The sequence below is a fragment of the Shewanella marinintestina genome (assembly GCF_023283845.1).
In the GTDB taxonomy this organism is placed as follows: domain Bacteria; phylum Pseudomonadota; class Gammaproteobacteria; order Enterobacterales; family Shewanellaceae; genus Shewanella; species Shewanella marinintestina.
Window position 1 is genome coordinate 49,634 of record NZ_JAKILC010000002.1, and the last position, 19,626, is coordinate 69,259.

General features: G+C 42.5%; 17 protein-coding genes and 1 other annotated feature. Of the genes, 6 read left to right on the plus strand and 11 right to left on the minus strand.

Features of this window, described 5'->3' with window-relative positions:
- The first annotated feature begins 36 nt into the window (after nt 1-36).
- Nucleotides 37-891 carry a deoxyribonuclease IV gene (gene nfo / locus L2747_RS02540; RefSeq protein ID WP_248997540.1) on the plus strand — a complete coding sequence of 285 codons (855 nt, stop codon included), beginning with the start codon at nt 37-39 and terminating at the stop codon, nt 889-891.
- Nucleotides 892-962: 71 nt separating this feature from the next.
- On the opposite strand, the gene L2747_RS02545 is transcribed toward nfo, so the two are convergent.
- From L2747_RS02545 to thrA, 4 genes are all read right to left on the minus strand, one after another.
- Entirely contained in the window at nt 963-1,253 is a 291-nt protein-coding gene (locus tag L2747_RS02545; RefSeq protein ID WP_248997541.1) for a hypothetical protein, read from the minus strand.
- A 246-nt stretch (nt 1,254-1,499) separates the two neighbouring features.
- Entirely contained in the window at nt 1,500-2,786 is a 1,287-nt protein-coding gene (thrC, locus tag L2747_RS02550; RefSeq protein ID WP_248997542.1) for a threonine synthase, read from the minus strand.
- Nucleotides 2,787-2,830: 44 nt separating this feature from the next.
- A complete protein-coding gene (thrB, locus tag L2747_RS02555; RefSeq protein ID WP_248997543.1) occupies nt 2,831-3,766 on the minus strand; it encodes a homoserine kinase in 936 nt (311 codons plus the stop codon).
- Nucleotides 3,763-6,228 (minus strand): bifunctional aspartate kinase/homoserine dehydrogenase I, encoded by a 2,466-nt coding sequence (gene thrA / locus L2747_RS02560; protein WP_248997544.1) that lies wholly within the window; start codon nt 6,226-6,228, stop codon nt 3,763-3,765. The genes thrB and thrA overlap by 4 nt, the downstream gene beginning before the upstream one ends.
- A gap of 711 nt (nt 6,229-6,939) precedes the next feature.
- On the opposite strand from thrA, the gene slyD reads away from it, so the two are divergent.
- Complete coding sequence (gene slyD / locus L2747_RS02565) at nt 6,940-7,560, plus strand: peptidylprolyl isomerase (RefSeq protein ID WP_248997545.1); 621 nt, start codon at nt 6,940-6,942, stop codon at nt 7,558-7,560.
- Between the two features lie 321 nt (nt 7,561-7,881).
- Nucleotides 7,882-8,259 (plus strand): hypothetical protein, encoded by a 378-nt coding sequence (locus L2747_RS02570; RefSeq protein ID WP_248997546.1) that lies wholly within the window; start codon nt 7,882-7,884, stop codon nt 8,257-8,259.
- Nucleotides 8,260-8,298: 39 nt separating this feature from the next.
- Here the strand turns inward: L2747_RS02570 and trpR are convergent, their stop codons facing one another.
- Nucleotides 8,299-8,583 carry a trp operon repressor gene (trpR, locus tag L2747_RS02575; protein WP_248997547.1) on the minus strand — a complete coding sequence of 95 codons (285 nt, stop codon included), beginning with the start codon at nt 8,581-8,583 and terminating at the stop codon, nt 8,299-8,301.
- 587 nt (nt 8,584-9,170) lie between these two features.
- Between trpR and L2747_RS02580 the strand changes: the two genes are divergently transcribed.
- Nucleotides 9,171-9,632, plus strand: a complete 462-nt coding sequence (locus L2747_RS02580) for a c-type cytochrome (RefSeq protein ID WP_248997548.1) — start codon at nt 9,171-9,173, stop codon at nt 9,630-9,632.
- A gap of 71 nt (nt 9,633-9,703) precedes the next feature.
- Here L2747_RS02580 and L2747_RS02585 read toward each other — a convergent pair whose 3' ends face one another.
- A complete protein-coding gene (locus tag L2747_RS02585; RefSeq protein WP_248997549.1) occupies nt 9,704-10,396 on the minus strand; it encodes a cytochrome b/b6 domain-containing protein in 693 nt (230 codons plus the stop codon).
- Between the two features lie 309 nt (nt 10,397-10,705).
- Here L2747_RS02585 and hpf point away from each other — a divergent pair, with 309 nt between their 5' ends.
- Both hpf and pheA read left to right on the plus strand, forming a co-directional pair.
- Nucleotides 10,706-11,068 carry a ribosome hibernation-promoting factor, HPF/YfiA family gene (gene hpf / locus L2747_RS02590; protein WP_220779648.1) on the plus strand — a complete coding sequence of 121 codons (363 nt, stop codon included), beginning with the start codon at nt 10,706-10,708 and terminating at the stop codon, nt 11,066-11,068.
- A 121-nt stretch (nt 11,069-11,189) separates the two neighbouring features.
- Nucleotides 11,190-11,308 (plus strand) — a sequence feature (Phe leader region).
- Nucleotides 11,309-11,376: 68 nt separating this feature from the next.
- Nucleotides 11,377-13,350, plus strand: a complete 1,974-nt coding sequence (gene pheA / locus L2747_RS02595) for a prephenate dehydratase (protein WP_248997550.1) — start codon at nt 11,377-11,379, stop codon at nt 13,348-13,350.
- A 12-nt stretch (nt 13,351-13,362) separates the two neighbouring features.
- Here the strand turns inward: pheA and L2747_RS02600 are convergent, their stop codons facing one another.
- The 5 genes from L2747_RS02600 to tyrA form a co-directional block, all read right to left on the minus strand.
- Nucleotides 13,363-14,649 carry a cation:proton antiporter gene (locus L2747_RS02600; protein WP_248997551.1) on the minus strand — a complete coding sequence of 429 codons (1,287 nt, stop codon included), beginning with the start codon at nt 14,647-14,649 and terminating at the stop codon, nt 13,363-13,365.
- Nucleotides 14,650-14,697: 48 nt separating this feature from the next.
- Entirely contained in the window at nt 14,698-15,036 is a 339-nt protein-coding gene (locus L2747_RS02605; protein ID WP_248997552.1) for a hypothetical protein, read from the minus strand.
- Nucleotides 15,037-15,200: 164 nt separating this feature from the next.
- Nucleotides 15,201-16,325, minus strand: coding sequence for an FAD-binding oxidoreductase (locus L2747_RS02610; protein WP_248997553.1), 1,125 nt, complete (start codon nt 16,323-16,325; stop codon nt 15,201-15,203).
- A gap of 104 nt (nt 16,326-16,429) precedes the next feature.
- Nucleotides 16,430-18,094 carry a hydroxylamine reductase gene (gene hcp, locus L2747_RS02615; protein ID WP_248997554.1) on the minus strand — a complete coding sequence of 555 codons (1,665 nt, stop codon included), beginning with the start codon at nt 18,092-18,094 and terminating at the stop codon, nt 16,430-16,432.
- Nucleotides 18,095-18,482: 388 nt separating this feature from the next.
- A complete protein-coding gene (gene tyrA, locus L2747_RS02620) occupies nt 18,483-19,622 on the minus strand; it encodes a bifunctional chorismate mutase/prephenate dehydrogenase (protein WP_248997555.1) in 1,140 nt (379 codons plus the stop codon).
- Nucleotides 19,623-19,626: the final 4 nt, after the last annotated feature.

Here is a 19,626-nt window from a genome sequence, read left to right on the forward strand (position 1 = left end):
TGCCTATTATTACCCCCAATGGCAGGAACAGATTCAATGCAACAAACTCACTTTATTGGTGCCCATGTTAGTGCCTCAGGAGGCATCGCTAATGCACCACTAAATGCCGCAGCTATTGGCGCCAATGCATTTGCTCTATTCACTAAGAACCAAAGACGCTGGCAGGCTAAAGAACTGGAAACCAAGCAAATAGATCTGTTTCAGCGCCACTGTGATGATGCCAATATTAGAATGGAAGCAATTTTGCCACACGATAGCTACCTAATTAACTTAGGTCACCCAGATGAAGAACAACTCACTAAATCTCGGCTAGCATTTTTCGATGAAATAAAACGTTGTGAACAAATAGGCTTGAGCTTACTTAACTTCCACCCTGGTAGCCACTTACGCAAAATTCCAATCGACGACTGTTTAGCTAAAATTAGTGAATCAATAAACTTAGCGTTAGATTGCAGCTCAGGAGTTACTGCTGTAATAGAAAATACTGCCGGGCAAGGTTCTAATCTGGGTCATAGTTTCGAGCAACTTGCTCAAATAATTGAAGGTGTTGAAGATAAATCTAGAGTAGGAATTTGTATCGATACCTGTCACCTGTTTGCCGCGGGTTATGATATCCGTACGCAAAAAGCTTGTGAGCAAACTTTTGATTTATTCGACAAGATAGTAGGGAATCAATACTTAAAAGCAATGCACTTAAATGACAGCAAAACACCGCTCAACAGCCGTGTCGACCGTCATCAATCTTTAGGCCAAGGTGAAATAGGCCAAGAAGCTTTTGCAAGCCTAATGAAATTAGACGTGATGAAAGGGATCCCACTGATTTTAGAAACTGTGCAGCCGGAGATTTGGCAACAAGAGATAAACTGGTTACGCTTTCTCGCAAAGCAATAACGCTAACAAATCCGTTTAATCGATTAAACGTACCCTAACCTCTTAATGTCTGCATAAGCCTTCAATAAAGATTACATTAAGCATTTATAAATCACGGCAACAACTTTTGTTGGTTCACCTAAATCCGATTGCAGCCAAACAATATGAGTGCCCTTAAGCTCTTCACCTTGCTTAATGGCGCTTAACTTTGCATCCGCTAACGCATTATCTCCACGACCAAAGCCAGTCACCATTGCAAAGCTATCACAGTGCGTAACTTCAAAGTCATAGGCTTCGTTAATCCGGTGATATAGCTCAAAGTCTTCAGTTGCACAGCCGCTTAATAAACTTGCACACAAAACACCTATAACAAAACGCAACACTAGACTGACTCCAATTTAAAATCTGCGGCGCACGATATAGAAGTTTGCAGCCTACATTTGAGAGGAAGATCACACTATGTCAGGTTTCGATGCCACAAGTCGTTGCAGCTGTTAATAAATGTGCGTGCATGCCACAAACATAAAACATCACATAACAGGCAAGTGTCTAATTAAATGAACCGCTACATTTTCACAACAAAAAAAAGGAAGCATTAACAGCTTCCATTTTTATAAAACATTGAATTTTTATGCGGTCAGAACTTTAAAAAGATGCTGTTTTAGCTGGTCAAAATCAGCCTTTATCTCAGCAGATAAAATAGACTTAGGTACCACTCGAGAAAGCGCCTCAGGCAAGTCGAGTTCAATTTGTAAAATCCCCTCCACCACTTCGTTAAATTTAGCTGGGTGTGCTGTAGCTAAGAATATCCCTTGCTCATCTCCTACTAACGTTTGCTTAAGCGCAAGCGCTGCAATAGCGGCATGAGGCTCAGAAAGGTAACCGGCTTTATTTAATGCTTTTACTGACTCAGAAGTTGCAGCTTCTGAGGTCCCGACACCAACGATATCATCAAGTGACCACCCCATAACGGCAGCTATAGCTTCGACACGCGGCCAGTTACTCGGCTCTGCAACATCCATTGCATTTGACATCGTTGCAACTGTTTTAGCTGGCTGCCATTCACCGCTGTTTAAATAACGAGGAACTGTGTCATTACTATTAGTTGCAGCAACAAAGCGTTTAACCGGCAAGCCCATTGCTTTAGCAAATAGACCCGCAGTAAGGTTACCAAAGTTACCGCTAGGTACTGCGATAACAGGATCTGTTTTATGTTGCTGTTTAAACTGTGCAACTGCCTCAAAGTAATAACAAATTTGCGCCAACAATCGACTGATGTTTATCGAGTTTGCAGAATTTAAGTGCAGACCATCGCGAATATCTAAATCTTCAAAAGACTGCTTGACCAGTGTTTGGCAGGCATCAAAATCAGACTCAACCGCAACAGTATGAATATTGTCGCCTAAGGTTGTGAACATTTTCTCCTGCAAAACACTAATTTTACCTTTTGGATAAAGAACCACGACATTGATATTGTCTAGCCCAAAAAATGCGTCTGCAACTGCCGCCCCTGTGTCACCTGACGTTGCAGTCAGAATGTTAATCTTTTCAGACTGTGCTAACTCGTTTAAGCACTGCGCCATAAAACGAGCACCAAAATCTTTAAATGCTAATGTCGGACCATGAAATAGCTCTAAGCTATAAAGGTTATCGTCGGCTTTAACTAGCGGCAACTCAAAATTAAACGCACGCTCAACCAACCTATCAACAGTTTCTTGGCCTAGCTCTGATGCTAGCCATGCACCAATAACTTTTTTGCTTCTTTCGACAAAGGGTAATACTAATAGTCCATCAACATCTTGCAATTGTGGGATCTGCTTGGGAAAGAACAGCCCTCTATCTTTCCCCAGGCCTAACTTGACTGCTTGTGTAAAACTAACCACCTGTGACGGGTGCTTTAGATTATACAGTTCCATGATAACTTCCTTTAATTCTGTTATTAATTCTTATTTAAGCGCTGTTAATCGACGATGCGTGAGCCCTGATTATCGATATGGCAAATATGTGTAAAGCCTTTATCAGCCTCAATATAATGCTCGTTTAACCATTGCTGGGCGCGGTTAGCCACTTCTAAGTCGTCAGTAATGCTAAATAATGTTGGGCCGCTGCCTGAAATCCCTGTCGTCAGCATCCCAAGTTCAGCAAGAGCTGCTTTAGCCTGTGAGTATTTAGGGATTTCACTTGCGCGATAAGGCTCAGCAAGTACATCTTTCAATACCGCAATAGCAAGTTCAGCATCCTGCTTATAAGACGCATGTACAAATGCACTTAGATTACGACCAAAATCAATAGTTGTCTGTTTATCATATTGCAGCGGCATTAGTTGGCGCATTTTAGCAGTAGAAAGCGATATTCCTGGATACGCCACCACCCAATACCACTGCTTGAAATCAGGAATCGCTTCACAAACAGACTTTGGCGTATCTAGCATTAATTGCATGCCGCCCAAGTAGCAAGGAGCAACATTATCGTAATGAACTGAGCCGCTGATCTTGCCTTCAAACTCCCCCATTAAACGCAGTAATTCTTGCTCGTTAAAAGGCTTGTCGAAATACTCATTTAGCGCCATCAATGCTGCGACAACCGAGCTTGCACTTGAGCCTAGTCCACTTCCCACCGGCAAGTTTTTCTCAAGTGTTAGCTGCAAACCGGCTGTTTTATTTAAATGAGTTAAAAAGAACTCAGCACATTGATAGACAATGTTTTCTTGTGGGTTTTGTGGCAATTTATTTGCCCAGTAACCTGTTAACGTGAGTGAAATACCGCTATCAGCCGCAGCAACCTTCACTTTATCGCCAAGTAGACAGCCATCGATTGGCGCAAGTGCTGCGCCCAGCAAGTCAAAACCGACTCCCACATTGCCCATAGAGGCTGGGGCATAAATAGTTACGCTCATACTCCCACCTCACGAGTCCAGTTAAGTGTTCTTAAAATATCTGCAAACGCACCCGCAGCAGTCACATCAGTACCCGCTCCGTAGCCGCGAAGTACAAAAGGAATAGGTTGATAATAACGGCTATAGAATGCTAATGCGTTCTCTCCACCTTTAACGCTATACAATGGGTCTGTTACATCGACTTCTGCAATTTTCACTTTGCAACCTTCATCATCAATTTGACCTACGTAACGCAGAACTTTACCCATCGCTTTTGCGGCTTCAATACGCTGAGCAATTTGTGCATCAACTTCTGCCAATTTTGCCATAAAAGCTTCTACATCACCGGAGGCATCAAATGATTCAGGCAGCACTGACTCAACCTTGATATCACTAAGTTCCAATTCCATACCTACTTCTCGGGCAAGAATAAGAACTTTACGAGCAACGTCCATACCACTTAGGTCATCGCGAGGATCTGGTTCTGTGAAACATTTATCTCTCGCGATAGAAGTCGCTTCAGATAACGTCATTCCTTCATCTAGCATACCGAAAATATAAGATAAACTGCCTGATAAGATCCCGTTAAAACGAAGTAGTTTATCACCAGCAAAAAGTAGCTTTTTCAAGTTATCAATAACGGGTAAACCAGCACCAACCGTAGTTTCATACAAGAACTGGCGACGTTGTTTAAGCGCTGTTTTACGGAGTTCTTGGTAATAAGCCATATCTCGAGTATTGGCTTTCTTATTTGGTGTTACCACGTGCAAGCCAGCATTCATTACATCAAGATATTTGTTCGACACAAAATCGCTTGAAGTACAGTCCACCAACACTGGATTAAGCAACTGCTGCTCTTTGGCCCAAACCAACATGCCATCTAGATCGGCATCTTGTTCAGAGTCGGCTAACAACCCCTGCCAATTGTCCAAATTCACGCCTTGAGCATCGAGTAGCATTTGACGAGAGTTGGCGATGCCACAAACTCGAATAGCAATATGCTGCTCTTTTAACATATTGCGCTGCTGTTTAATCTGCTCAAGTAGTCCTGCTCCGACGTTACCGCAGCCCACTAAGAACACATCAAGATAATGCTGCACATCGAAAAATGATTGATGACAAGCTGAAATTGCATGCTTAGTTTTACGCTGTTCAACTACCGCTGAAATTGAACGCTCAGACGACCCCTGTGCAATTGCAACGATATTGACAGTCGCTTGAGCTAAAGCTTGGAAGAATTTAGCAGCAACCCCTTTGTGAGTTCGCATGCCGTCACCGATAAGCGATACAATCGCCAAATGATGACGCATTTCGATAGGCTCCAAAATGTCGCTCTTAAGCTCTAACTCAAATTCTAACTCTAAAGCCGATTTCGCTTTCGCCGCATCTTCTGTAGCAACACAAAAGCTAATACTGTATTCAGAAGAACTTTGTGTAATGAGAGACACTGATACGCCCGAGCGAGAAATAGCCCCCAATGTGCGACTCGCCATCCCTACCATACCTTTCATGCCAGGCCCTGACACATCAAACATAGTTTGATCATCGAGATTAGAAATCGCCTTAACATTTAGACCAGTTTCATCGGGTTGATCAGAAACCAAGGTACCAACTGCTTCTGGGTTAAAGGTATTACGGATATAACAAGGAATATGATACTGCGCGATTGGGGCAACGGTTTTAGGATGCAGTACTTTAGCGCCAAAATAAGAGACTTCCATCGCTTCTTGATAGCTAAGCTGCGACAACAATTTCGCATCCGACACAACACGCGGGTCTGTATTGTAAACACCGTCAACATCGGTCCAGATCTCGCAGCAGCTAGCACCTAAACAAGCTGACAATACCGCAGCTGAATAGTCAGAGCCATTGCGCCCAAGCGTGACTATATTGCCTTGGTTATCACCTGCAGTAAAACCTGGCATCACCCATACTTGGGCAGAATCTAAGTTAATTGCGTTGAAACGTAACTTACTCGCCTCGATATCAACTGCTGACTCTAACTGAGGACCGTATCCCACCAGCAATGACTCAGGCAGCAAAAGATCTGCACTATGATTAAATGATTTCATCACTTCAATCATTAGCGCTGCCGACAATTTCTCTCCACCGACTAATATTTGCGCTTCAACACTTGCAGGGCATTCACCCAGCAAGCTCATACCATTTAGCTTGCTACTCCAAAGACTTAACTGCTGTTGTAATTTGTCATTAAGCAAGCAATTTTGCTCTGAACTCAAGCTGTCAGCTGCTGCGCCGTATAGATTATTAAAAACTAGCTCTACTTTAGCTAAAACTTGGGCGTAATCACCACCACTCACCGCCACTTCAACCATTTCGATTAGGCCGTTTGTAACTGTCGCTGGCGCAGATAGGACGACAGCAGTGCGCTCTATGCCTGCAGATTGATTAACTATTTCAGCCGCATCTTTAAATCGCTGCCAATTAGCAAGCGATGTACCGCCAAACTTCATAACTTTCATCGTAAACTCCTTTTACCGCTCGCCCAAGAAACAAAAAAGCCCGCTCCTTTTGGGGGAGCGGGCTTGATATTTAGCTTATATCAGGTTGTGCTTAGCCCGCCCCCACGTTGGTAATCGTGGTGGTTGTAATAATGGTTGTGGTCATTAAAACGTGGCTAAACATAAAATTAGGTATTATCCAATTGGATTAATTTGTGTACTAACAGAATTGCTTTTTACTGGGGCGCTGTCAACCCCTAAATTTAACTAAATTGTTATTATTGAGGCTATTAGATAAAAAAGTAGCAAAAGTGTCATAAACTCTTATTTATAAGCATTTGCTGACTAATTATATCAATGATTATTGATTTACGTTAACGTAAACTAAAACCAACAAAAGATTAAACCGCATATAAAACAGCAGCTTAAACATCCAAAAAACATTATAGAAGTAGCATCAATAGCGAAAGAATAATATTAAGCGATAAAACCATCCAACAGCATATTCTCAACAATTTACTCTAAAATTATTTAACAAGCTGTAAGGAAGCCTTTATCTAAATAAAATAGTACAAAGTATATAGATAAGTTCTATACCGAATAAAACTTAGGCAACAATTTTGCACTTTTGACAAATAAAAGATGTGGTTTAGGTAGCAGAAGTGCACTGCGTCTATCGCTTATAGCGTTAAAGCAGGCTAGAATGCGCGCAAATTTCCGATTGGAGCGAATATGAAAATCACCGAAAAATGTGCTGTTAGCATCCATTACCGATTATCAGATGCAAAAGGCCAGCTTGTAGAAAGTTCTTTTGAAGGCGAGCCAATGATCTATCTGCATGGCGCAGAAAACATGATCCCAGGTTTAGAAGCGGCTCTTGAGGGTAAAGTGCAAGGTGACACCCTTGATGTAACTGTAGATGCGGAGCAAGGCTATGGCGCTTACCATGACGGTCTTCGTCAAGAAGTACCACTATCTGCATTTGGCGATATTGAAGACATCGTTCCTGGTATGCGCTTTATTGCAGAGACTGAAATGGGTCAACGCCCAGTACAAGTTACTGAAGTTAAAGATGACGTAGTCATTGTTGATGGTAACCACCCTCTTGCAGGCCAATCTTTAGTATTTAACGTAGAAGTACTTGAAGTACGCGCTGCGACTGAAGAAGAAATTGCCCACGGTCATATCCATGCACACGGCGGCGGATGTGGTGGTCACGAGCATTCTCACGAAGGTGGATGCTGTGGCGGCGGGCACGATCACGGCCATGAAGGTGGTTGCTGCAGCGAAGACGAAACTAAAGAAGCAAAAGAAGGCTGTGATGGTAACGGCGGCTGTGGCTGCAGACACTAATTGCAGTTCTTCAGAGCTAACGCTTTAGCGCTAGTTCTTTAGCATGAATCTAAGCCTGTTTCATTATTCACAATGAAACAGGCTTTTTTTATGACTACAATCAAATCGACTATTTATATTTACTTAGTTTAACGCCTGTGTTGACAGTCTTAATGCTAGCCAACTTAAGTAACAGAATGCTTTAATCATACTTAAGGATGATTAAAGCATTGCTTTGTAGCAAAGCCTGAGTGGTAAAAGGTATCAAAAGCCAAGTTCAAATGGATGGATTCAAACAAAGGGGTTGTTTGAGCTAAAAAATGAAAAGCAAAGGATCTGCAAATGTTATCTAAACCAATCTACGAAGCGCTCCCATTTTGTTATTTATCGCTCGGGAGCCTTAGCTTTATGTTACTCCCTTCTATTTATGCGCAAACACTGGGTATTGTAATCTTTTTATTTGGTAGCCATATTTACCTATTGCGCTCAAGTAATCGCCGTACCGATCCTAAAAGGCGTCGTAAAAAAGGTTGGCTCCCTGCCTTTATTTATGAGCATATACCACGCCTTTATCTACTATTGAGCCTATTACTTCTAAAAGTCGATTCGACTACTATACCAATCATTAGCCTTTTATTGATGAGCAGTGCGTTGTACCTTGCCTTAAGACGCTCCCAATATCGTAAGCACAAAACAACAGATGTGCATTGGCTGTCTTAATGGTTCATTCATAATTGAACTTGATATCTGAAAGTGAAATTAAGCTCCATCCATAATGAGCAGTTTAATTGAGTCTCTTTGCTCTACAGGCATATGCTTAAGATAATTAGAACAGCGTGTAATCGTCGCAATACTAATCTCAAACTCCTGCGCTATTTGGCGCTGGCTCATTTCGCCTTGCAGTAACATTTGAAATACTTTCAACCTACCAGCAACAGCACTGCGCTCTTCTTCTGTTAGCAATAGCTCAAATAATACAATTAAGCTTTGCTGATCTGGTTGCATTAATACCTTCTCTAATACCGAATCCCACTCTGCGCGCATCATAACTCCTATTTACAACTAATCACGTACTAGTGCGTCATTACGCACTGATTGTAGCAAGATTATCGAGCCAATACACTTTTGCTAATACCAATCAGTATAAGAATTAGCGTGGTTCAGAGCACTTTTGGGTAAGCTAACGCAAGGCGAATAACTGAAAGAATGGTAACTCGCTTATAAAGTTGCTCCACCAAAAAGTAGGTAGCCAAAACGCTCTAGAATGCCGAGTTTTTTTGTGGCCCTGATACTGCGACACCCAAGAAACAAGTGGGAGTTCATCCCTCGTTTCTCTATGATCCTCACGCGTTATAAACCACATAGAGCTGGTGAATCTCATTAAAGCAAGACTATACGGATATAGAAGGTAGAGTAGTGCAGGAGCAGTTACCGAGAAGCATTTAATGATCTTGTCTCGGTGTCGCTAAACTCTCGCTGAGCGAATAAACCTTTATATTAGTTGGTATAGATATCACTCATTTGTAACTAAGAGTAACTATTATGAAAAACGATTGGTGCTGATAGGATAAAACTATATACAATGGCGGCAGGACGGATCACATAACACAATAAAAACGTGAGAAATAACCATGAATAAGATTGCAAAGATGAGCCTTATCGCACTAGCTGCAACAACAACGTTCGCAACAAGTGTTTACGCAAATAACTTTAAAGAAGCGGAAGACGCAGTTCATTACCGCCAATCTGCTTTTAGTATGATTGCCTATAACTTTGGTGATATGGGTGCCATGTTAAAAGGCAAGAAAGAGTTCAACGCCGAAGTTTTTGCTATGCGTGCAGAAAATGTTGCAGCGCTATCTAAGCTACCATTAGAAGGCTTCATCGCGGGTTCTGACAAAGGCGACACCGAAGCCCTTGCAAAAATTTGGAGCGATAAAGCAGACTTTGACGCTAAGATGAAGACCTTTCAAGAAAATGCAGCAGTTCTTGCTCAAGTTGCAGCTAAAGGTGATAAAAGAGAACTTAAAAAAGCTTTTGGTAACACAGGTAAAAGCTGTAAAGGTTGTCACGACGTATATAAGAAAGACTAATTAGTCTTTCTGCCACACATAAAAGCCTGTTTAATTAAACAGGCTTTTTAATTGTAAATTCTATACCTTACTTAAAGCATATCAATCACAGGTAACATTAAGTAATTCACAACAAGAGCGCCAATCACAGCCGCAATAACAACAGCTTTAATAACAGAGGCAAAGGCAAGTTCATCAGCGTTAATAGCCGCAACCTTAGACTCGGGTAACTTCTTATAACCACTAAACATGGCACCAAGGATTTTGTCACCTTTAATCATATGAATCCCAACAGCGAGTACATGCACCGCAGCTAAGATTAAAATCAAATCAAAATTCTTCTTATGTAACCAAGTCAACCAACTTGCGGTATCGGAGCTCACTAAAGAATAAAGTGGACCTTCAGTAAAGATTTCGTCTGTGGCAAATAAACCTGTCACTAACTGTACGCAAACTAAGGTAATTAACGTAACTACCATGTAGCCACCAACAGGATTGTGTCCTACAGAAGCTGAGATCCCATCACGCTTAGTTTGAGCAAGATAGTTTATAACTGTTTTGGGGGAGCGAACAAAGTGACTAAAGCGAGCAGTCTCACTACCTATTATTCCCCAAATAAGTCTAACGCCAATTAACACCATCAAGCCGTAGGCTAAAATCTGATGCCATTCCATTTCGCCCGCATCGGCGGTCCACCATAATCCTGCGAGCGAGCACAACATCCCCCAATGGAAAACGCGAGTTGGAATATCCCACACTTTAACTTTGACTAGATTTTGTTCCATGTTACGGCACTCTTGAAAAATAATTCATCTGGTGGCGACATTATAAAGCGGGAATTACCTGAGGGCTATCGAGTTATTTACACTGGGATTTTTGCAAAAAAGGCTAAAGTAGAGTCAACTTATCTAATCCAATATGAGCCAATTTTTCAGGGTTTACAAGGAAATTTGCCCAGTTATTGTCTATATTTGTCTAAGTGATCAAATAAAAAGCGAACAGTTTAAAAGAGCCAACAAAACGTGATTTAGATCACGACTTTTGATTCTGAGATTGGTAGTCTGAATTCAAGGAAACAATAAAAGGTTCGAAATATGATAAAGATTACTAGCAAGCACTTTGAAGTTACTGAATCTATCCGCGAACGTATTGAAACCAGACTAGGTAAGTTAGCAAGACACGATGTGCAGCTAATTAATCCGCACGTTATTATTGAACAGGAGAAGCAAGGGTTTAAAATTGAAGCTTCTGTCGGCATCCCAAGTGCCAAGTTATTTGCCCAGGCGAAACACGACGACCTTTACGCAGCAATTAATGCAATGGGACAAAAGCTGGAGAAACAGCTAAATCGCCTGACTCATAAACCAGAAAGTCAACGTCACGCAGCGCTTAAAGTAGAAGATGATGCCATTGATGACGACTTTGATGACAACTTAGAGGAGGAATACGCAGCTTGATATCATTGTTAAATTTACACGCAAAGCGCACCCTCGGGTGCGCTTTTTAATGCAAAAAACTCAATAACAACAAGTTTTGATTGACACTCAAGCGCCCCACCTTTAGTTTTAATTGCATGAACAAAATCCACACTGCATTTTTTACTTTCTTTTTTATACCCCCTACTTCTGGAGGCGGAATTTCGGTGTAAAAACGAAAGTGAAAATTCCAAAGCCTCCCACATGGGAGGCTTTTTTATGTCAGCAAAGGCAAGTTCTAATTTTTAACTTCAAAAACTCAGTGCGCATTAAAAGATACAGAGGCCAAGATGAACAAACCACAACCTTTAGATCACACTCGTGAACAGATCACTAGTCTCGACAATGACTTATTAGCGCTACTCGCAAGACGAAGAGAACTTAGCCTAGATGTAGCACGCAGCAAAGAGGTTGATGTTAGACCTATCCGCGATACTATCCGTGAAAAAGAACTGCTTTCAAGACTCGTCAAGCAAGGGCGGGAACAAGGGCTAGATGCCCACTACGTGATTTCACTGTATCAAAGCATTATTGAAGACTCTGTGCTCAATCAGCAAGCCTATTTGCATGGTCGTGCTAACCCTGAAACCCAACAGCAACAATATTGCATTGCTTATCTCGGAGCCCGTGGTTCTTATTCATATCTAGCAGCAAGCCGCTACTGCGATAGACGCCAAGTGGAAATGCAAGACTTAGGCTGCCAAAGTTTTGATGAAATTGTGGAAGCTGTAGAGTCTGGACATGCGGATTATGGATTCTTACCAATTGAAAATACCTCATCAGGCTCAATCAATGAAGTTTACGATGTTCTGCAGCACACCAGTCTTGCTATTGTCGGTGAAACAACTATTGAAGTAGGCCATTGCTTATTAGCAAATAGTGGCAGCTCCATTAACGATATCAAAACCGTTTACGCCCACCCGCAACCAATAAGTCAATGCAGTCGCTACCTGAGCCAACACAGCGAATTTAAATTGGAGTATTGCTCAAGCAGCGCCGAGGCAATGGAAATGGTCTGTAATGCTAATGATAATAGTGTCGCTGCAATCGGCAGTGCAGAAGGCGGTGCATTGTATCAATTGGAAGCGGTTGAAACGGGTCTTGCCAACCAAAAAGTCAATCAGAGCCGTTTTATTGTGGTGGCGAGAAAAGCAGTTGAAGTACCGTCACAATTACCGGCAAAGTGCACCCTGATTATGGCTACAGGCCAAAAGCCTGGCGCATTGGTTGAAGCCTTATTAGTCCTTAAAGCTCGGAACCTAAACATGAGCAAACTTGAGTCGCGCCCAATTCCAGGCACGCCTTGGGAAGAAATGTTCTACCTTGATATCGACGCTAACCTCTCTAGTGAGCCAATGCAGGCTGCTCTGAAAGAATTAGAAAGAACTACCCGCTTTATCAAAGTACTAGGCTGTTACCCATGTGAAACCGTTAAACCGACTCAGTTAAGCAATAGTCAGCTAATGATTGAGCCTAACACCTCGAAAACGACCGCGGTTACAACGCCAACTAGCCATAAACAGCAGCGTTTTAGTAAGCAGTATAAAAATGAACCAACTCAAGTAATTTGCGGACAACTTAACCTTGGTAACGGTAATCTAGGTGCTATAGCTCAGGTGCAACTCCCCCTTGATTTACAACAGTTTGAGCAAATGGCCAAAGAGCTAAAAGAATCTGGGTTCCAAGCGGTTGTTATTCAAGGCTTGAGTCAACAAAGCGATCTCATTAGCTCCATCGATAAATTTAAGCATGCCCTAAGTCAATTTAACCTAGTGTGTATTTTAGCGATTGAACATGAAACTGATTTAAGCATGGCAATCCAATTTGCCGATGTGGTAATGCTTGCTGGCAACTTAATGTATAACCAAGCCATACTCAGCCAGCTCGGCAGTTTACTGGTGCCAGTGATTTTAGAGCGAAATGCAATGGCAAGCGTGGATGACTTACTTAATGCGGCAGAAGAAGTGCTCAGCCAAGGCAATCAACAGCTAATCCTATGTGAGTCTGGTGTAACCACACTTAATAACTCAGGTAAACCATCGCTAGATCTAGCCGCTTTAGTAGAGCTGAAGGCGATGAGTCATTTACCGGTTGTGGTTAATCCAAGTTATGCTATTGATGCTGATCAACTAGCAACATTTGCTAAAGCCATTAAGCAGCTAAAAGGTGACGGTGTAATGATGAATCTAAGCGCGATAGATACAACGGCTCCCGTTCGTCCTGATGAGCTAATAAAAGCGGTATTAGGCAACTTGTACCACTAACTCAAGTAAAGATTAAGGTTTGCGCTGAGCCTCGTGCTCAGCGTTACTTTTATCAATTAGACTCGGGATTGTAGTGCCTTGAACCAGTATAGAGAACACCACTACGGCATAGGTCATCACCATTAGAAGTTCACGTAAATCAATGTTACTGCCAGCTAAAATCGATACGCCCGTAGGTAAACTCATCGCCATAGCAAGTGCTAAGCCGCCACGTAGCCCGCCCCAAACTAATATCTTCTCCGCATAAGAGTTATAACGTCTAAAGCGTCTAAACCCGAAATAAGGCAGATAAATGCTGATAATTCGGCCAATAAGCACTATCGGCACTGCCAGTAACATAAACCACCATAGCTCAGCGTCAAAGTGGATCAGTAACAACAATAATCCAAGTAGTAAGAACAGTAATGAATTAAAGAAAGACTCGATCAGCAGCCAAAAACTATCTAGATGCTCCCACTCACTTTCTTTAAGTAATCTAGGCACACTGACATTGCCAATAATTATCCCCGATGCCACCATAGCTAAAGGCCCTGACACGCCAAGCATATCTGCTCCAACGTAGCCTGCACTAGGTACAAGTAGCGTCATCAATAAGTACTGAGTTCGCTCTTCAGAGAAATGCAGCATACCATGTAGCATCGCCGCTAAAATGCCGCCATAAAGCAGCCCACCTAATGCTTCGCGAATAAATAAGCCACTGACACCTGCTACTGTTAGCGGCTCTGTGGAGAAGGCCACCTGAGATATAGCAACAAAAATAACTAATCCAATACCGTCATTAAACAGTGACTCGCCTTCGACTTGAATAGCGATATCTTCTGGCGCACCTAACTGCTTAATTATGGCCAACACAGCAATCGGATCGGTTGGTGAGATCAACGCGCCAAACAGCAGGCAATAACTGAAGTTAAGCTGTAAGCCCAAAAAGCCAGACAACAGGTATAACAAACCGCCAATAACTAAGGTAGAGATAAGTGTCCCGACAAATGCCAGCACAAAAATTTCCCAACGTTGCTGCTTCAATACATTGAGTTTTATCTGCAACGCCCCGGCAAACAATAAAAAGCCTAACATGCCGTTCAGCAGCAAAGCTTTAAAATCCAGCTGTTCTAAGTCGGTTACTAAAGTTGAATAAACTGACACGCCGAAAATCTTACCCGCCGCCAAGATGACGAGGCTTAATCCCAGTGCTAATGCGGTGATCGTTATAGTCTGTTGCCAACGGTGTAATCGGGAAGAAATGAGCGAAATAACTAAGGAAAGTGCAGATAAAAGGCAAAGAATTTCGTAACTAGTCACAGGCGGGTCTCAGTCAGGTTCTAAATGTTAGGATTTGGCTATATAAGATTAGATATTTCGGCCTTCAATAAGACTTAACCAACCTTTAAACACACGCCCCGCAAACCACAAAGCGCCTGCGACATAAAGTGTTGTACTGAGCCATTGTGGGGTAGCGAGATAACCAACAATAAAAACGGTAAACAGGCCTATGATAGACCAACGCTGCCAACGTAAGTGCACTGCCATAGTACTATTTGAATATTGTTGCGGCTGGTAGATATTAATGAGCAGGCTGAGTGCTGCTGGAACAAGAAAAAGCGGAAAACAGGCCATTAAGCCATATAAGAGGTGCGCAAGACTCTTGTCTTCTAGTGCTAGCGGTTGAGAATGTAAAGTTGATGCCATACGCCACTCCATAGAGATATATTATCTAAGACGGTAAGAGACAGGCGCTATTCCATCAAGGCCTGTCATTAACCTTACTTTCTCAAACTGAGTTACGCAACTTTCACCGCTGATTTATTTCAGATTTACATCGATTAGCAAGCCAAATAACCGACTTTTAGCCCTCAAAGTTCTAAGGTTACATCTGACTTTAATTTACTCGAACATGCCAGTACGTAACCCGCTGCAATCTCATCCGCTGTCAGTGCCATTTGGCTTGAAGATTCGACTTCGCCTGCCACCACTTTGCACTTACAGGCGCCGCACACGCCCGAACGACAAGCGGCAATAATCGGTAAGCCTTCTGCTTCAATGCCGTCCAGCAGTGTTTGCTCAGCAGATAAGGGGCGATTTCTGTCACCAATACTCAGCATAAAGTCACTCGTACCAATGGTGTGATTTGCCGCTTGCTCGTTCGCCGCATCGAGTTCTGCACTATCACCTTTAAAACTGCCAAAGCTTTCTTGGTGAAACTTGCTCATATCAAAGTCTAGCGACTCTAGTAGTGCCTTAACTGCATTCATATAAGGCTCAGGACCGCAGACAAATACTGTACGCGCTTTAAAGTCAGGCACTAGGCGAGCGAGATTTTCAGCATTTAAGCGCCCTGCTTGTTTGTCGGTAAACTTAGCGCTAATTCCAACATTAGCGAATATGCCAAGCTCTTCTAAAATATAGTTAAGCTTAAAGTTACCACTTCGCTCAGCCATTTGCGCTATAGCAGCCTCAAAGATTAAGTCGTTATTGGTTTTAGCACTGTGTAAAAAGCTGATATCCGGACCGATTTCAGTATCAGTTAACCAACGAGACATGGAAAACATTGGCGTAATACCGCAGCCCGCGCTCAAAAATAGGTATTTCTGCGCAGTAATATCCACCAAGTTAAACACGCCATCAGGTCCTAAAGCACGCACAACATGCCCAACTTCAAGGTGATCAGCCAGGTAGTTAGATACCTTGCCGCCAGCAATTCGCTTCACCGTTAATACAATTGAATAGGGACGTGAAGGTGATGAGCTAATAGTATAACTGCGGCCAATTTTCTCGCCGTTAATTTCAAGTAATAACGTCAAAAACTGCCCCGGTTTGAAGTGGAACTTAACCGGTTGTGTGCCTTGAAAGCGAAAGCTCATCACGTCATGAGTTTCATTCCACTTTTCAACACAAACTAACTGATGCTCACCCGATTGCCACTGCTGGGCAAAAAATGGATCTGGCATAGAAACCTGACTACTGATTGCTACATTCATACGACACCTACCTATCACACATTAAAGCGAACAAACTTTAAAACTAAAAAATGGCCACACGCTGGTGACCATTCTTGACTTAACTTTCACCCAATCAGTTAATGCTACGCGACGTTAAGCACGCGGTTTAAATCAGCTTCAACTGTGGTGGTGTTACGAAGGCCAAACTTCTCCTCTAGCACTTTAGCTAGATTAGGCGTTAAGAATGCTGGCGCAGTTGGGCCTGTCATGATGTTTTTCACACCCAGAGACAATAGGGTTAGCAGTACCACAATCGCTTTTTGCTCAAACCAAGAAAGGACTAAAGTAAGCGGTAGTTCATTGATGTCACACTCGAACGCTTCAGAAAGCGCAATCGCAAGCTGAATAGCCGAGTAAGCATCGTTACACTGACCAATATCCAATAGACGTGGAATACCATTAATGTCACCAAACTCAAGCTTGTTGAACTTATACTTACCACAACCTAGGGTCAGAATAACTGAGTCAGCCGGTGCTTGAGTCGCGATATCAGTGAAATAACCACGCTCTTGCTTATCACCGTCACAACCGCCTACCAAGAAGAAATGCTTGATTGCACCACTCTTCACATTTTCAATTACGGTAGGAGCCGCAGCCATTAGCGCGTTACGAGCAAAACCTATGGTGATTAGATGGGGGATCTCATTATAGATGAAGCCTTCTAAAGACTCAGCTTTAGCAATAACCTCGCTGAAATCGTCACCAATGATGTGAGTCACACCAGGCCAACCAACGATACTACGAGTGAAGATACGGTCAGAGTAATCACCAACATTTGGGTCGATGATACAGTTAGATGTCATAACAACTGCGCCAGGGAATGTAGCAAACTCTTTTTGCTGATTCTGCCATGCACTGCCATAGTTACCCACTAAGTGTGAATACTTTTTAAGTTCAGGATAAGCCAGTGCAGGCAGCATCTCACCGTGAGTGAAGACGTTGATGCCTTTACCTTGGGTTTGCTCAAGGATAAGTTCAAGATCTTTCATGTCGTGGCCCGACACTAAAATCGCCTTACCTTTAACAGACTTAGTATTGACTTGAGTTGGCTCTGGGTGGCCAAAGGCGTGAGTTTCACCTTCATCTAGCATTGCCATTACGCGGTAGTTAAGCTGACCAATCTGCATTGCAGTATTAAATAGCTTATCAGCATCAACAGAGTCTTCACCAAGAAATGCCATGATCTGGTGGAACTCACCAGCCACTTCATCGCTAGTTTGTTCTAACACACGAGCGTGCTCCATATAGGCTGCAGCGCCTTTAAGACCGTATAAGCAAAGTAAACGTAAACCCATGATATCTTCATGAACTTCATCTTTACCGCGGTTAGGCACAGCTTGAAGCGCTTGAGTTAGCATTTCAGGTTTGCTAGTACCAAGTACCAACTGCATTGGCACATTCATTGGTTTGGCATCAATGCTTAGTTCGCTGCACTTAGCTTCATAAGCCGCTTTTAAGCGATTGCGGAAGGTTTCAGCTTGAGTTGTATAAGCAATAATACGCTCATCATCAAAATTCACATTGGTTAGTGTCGCAAAGAATGCTTTAGGAACGAAGGTATCAATCTCATGATCAACAATACCTACTTCACGAGCAAGGGCTGCGTATGAAGATACGCCTTGTAAGATATAAATAAGAAGATCTTGTAAGTCTGAAGTATCTGAAGACTTACCGCACATACCTTGCGTGTAGCTACAGCCATTACCCGCAGGTGTTCTAATTGTTTGCTCACATTGAATACAAAACACGACACTAACTCCTATAATTTAATCATGCATTTTATTTGCATGTTTTGAGGTTAGTCTACGCTTCTTGAAAATTTGCAAAAGGACTTTCTATGATTAAAGGCTGAAACTATGAAAGAGATCACTTTTAGTTTTCACTAATAAAGACTGAAAGCCCCAACGTGAAAACGATTTAAAACGTTTATTTTCAATAGTTAAGGTTATTCATATAAGGGGCTAAAAAGAGGAGGAACTGAAAAAACTCCGTCAGGGAGGGATTTAAGGAGTACTGATAAGCATTATCAACTGCAGCCTAAATTCAATAGCAAAACATAAAAAAGGCGCCTAAGCGCCTTCTATAACATATATTCATTTTTGCTAAAAGCGGATGCTAATCATCAGCCTTAAACTGTTAGCCGGTTTTCATATCGTTAACTGATTGCAACATCGCCCGGCTCTCTCGTTGGAACTGTGGCGCAAAGTCACCAAACCAACGCGAAACTTCAGCAAACTGCTCAACAAATGCATCGCGATTACCGGACTTTAGAATAGATAATGCTTGGGAGTAGTTATCTAAATAGTCACCAATCGCTACTAAACTTTCTTCTTGAGCAAAAATAATGTCGGCATATAACTCTGGGCTTTGAGCAAACAGACGCCCTACCATCGCCAGCTCTAAGCGGTAAATTGGCGAGCTAAATTGCAGTAATGACTCAATATCGGCTTCTTCTTTGTATAGGTTTAAGCCGTATACAAATGAGGAGAAGTGTCGCATCGCCTGCACTAACTGCATGGCTTTATCATGCTTACTAGGCTCAGCTTCAACAATGCGTGCGCCCCAAATTTCGATTTGCTCAATCAGCCATTGGTAAGCATCACTATCACGGCCATGGCACACCACCACAACTTGCTTAGCTAAACTGCCAACATCTGGACCAAACATAGGATGTAATCCCAGCACCGGACCTGAGTGTGTAGCAAGCATAGCCTCTACCGGCGCGCCTTTAATCGATGTTAAGTCAGCTAAAATACAGTCTTTAGGCAAATTGGTTAGCTTGTCAGCAATCAATTCACAAGTAATATTGATTGGCACGGTGACTATTACTAGGCCCGCACCATCAAAGATGCTTTCGCTATTGACCCAGTCATCTTTATCTAAGCTTTTTACTTGGTAACCAGACAAAGTCAGCATTTGCGAGAACAAGCCGCCAAGCTTGCCTTCACCGCCTACAATAACTACATGGCCTAAATCTTGTTTTATTTGCTTAAAGCCAACATCTTTCTCATTGAGGTAAGACTCACGCATCAAACGACGCAGAATATCTTCAATCAGCTGCGGCTCAACATTCATGGCTTTGGCTTCAGCGCGGCGTTTAGCGAGCATGTTAGCTTCACGCTGCGGCGCATAAATAGGTAAACCTGCACCATGTTTTACGGCGCCAACTTGGGCGACTAAATCGAGACGCTTTCTAAGTAAGTGCAGAAGCTGCTGATCAACACCATCAATTAAGCCTCTTAAGTTTTCAAGCTCTGCTGTCGTCTTCTCATTCATCAAT

Excerpts from the sequence above, each read along its gene's own strand:
- nfo (WP_248997540.1), top strand. The coding sequence starts at position 37 with ATGCAACAAACTCACTTTATTGGTGCCCATGTTAGTGCCTCAGGAGGC.
- thrC (WP_248997542.1), bottom strand. The coding sequence starts at position 2,786 with ATGGAACTGTATAATCTAAAGCACCCGTCACAGGTGGTTAGTTTTACA.
- thrB (WP_248997543.1), bottom strand. The coding sequence starts at position 3,766 with ATGAGCGTAACTATTTATGCCCCAGCCTCTATGGGCAATGTGGGAGTC.
- thrA (WP_248997544.1), bottom strand. The coding sequence starts at position 6,228 with ATGAAAGTTATGAAGTTTGGCGGTACATCGCTTGCTAATTGGCAGCGA.
- slyD (WP_248997545.1), top strand. The coding sequence starts at position 6,940 with ATGAAAATCACCGAAAAATGTGCTGTTAGCATCCATTACCGATTATCA.
- L2747_RS02570 (WP_248997546.1), top strand. The coding sequence starts at position 7,882 with ATGTTATCTAAACCAATCTACGAAGCGCTCCCATTTTGTTATTTATCG.
- trpR (WP_248997547.1), bottom strand. The coding sequence starts at position 8,583 with ATGCGCGCAGAGTGGGATTCGGTATTAGAGAAGGTATTAATGCAACCA.
- L2747_RS02580 (WP_248997548.1), top strand. The coding sequence starts at position 9,171 with ATGAATAAGATTGCAAAGATGAGCCTTATCGCACTAGCTGCAACAACA.
- L2747_RS02585 (WP_248997549.1), bottom strand. The coding sequence starts at position 10,396 with ATGGAACAAAATCTAGTCAAAGTTAAAGTGTGGGATATTCCAACTCGC.
- hpf (WP_220779648.1), top strand. The coding sequence starts at position 10,706 with ATGATAAAGATTACTAGCAAGCACTTTGAAGTTACTGAATCTATCCGC.
- pheA (WP_248997550.1), top strand. The coding sequence starts at position 11,377 with ATGAACAAACCACAACCTTTAGATCACACTCGTGAACAGATCACTAGT.
- L2747_RS02605 (WP_248997552.1), bottom strand. The coding sequence starts at position 15,036 with ATGGCATCAACTTTACATTCTCAACCGCTAGCACTAGAAGACAAGAGT.
- L2747_RS02610 (WP_248997553.1), bottom strand. The coding sequence starts at position 16,325 with ATGAATGTAGCAATCAGTAGTCAGGTTTCTATGCCAGATCCATTTTTT.
- tyrA (WP_248997555.1), bottom strand. The coding sequence starts at position 19,622 with ATGAATGAGAAGACGACAGCAGAGCTTGAAAACTTAAGAGGCTTAATT.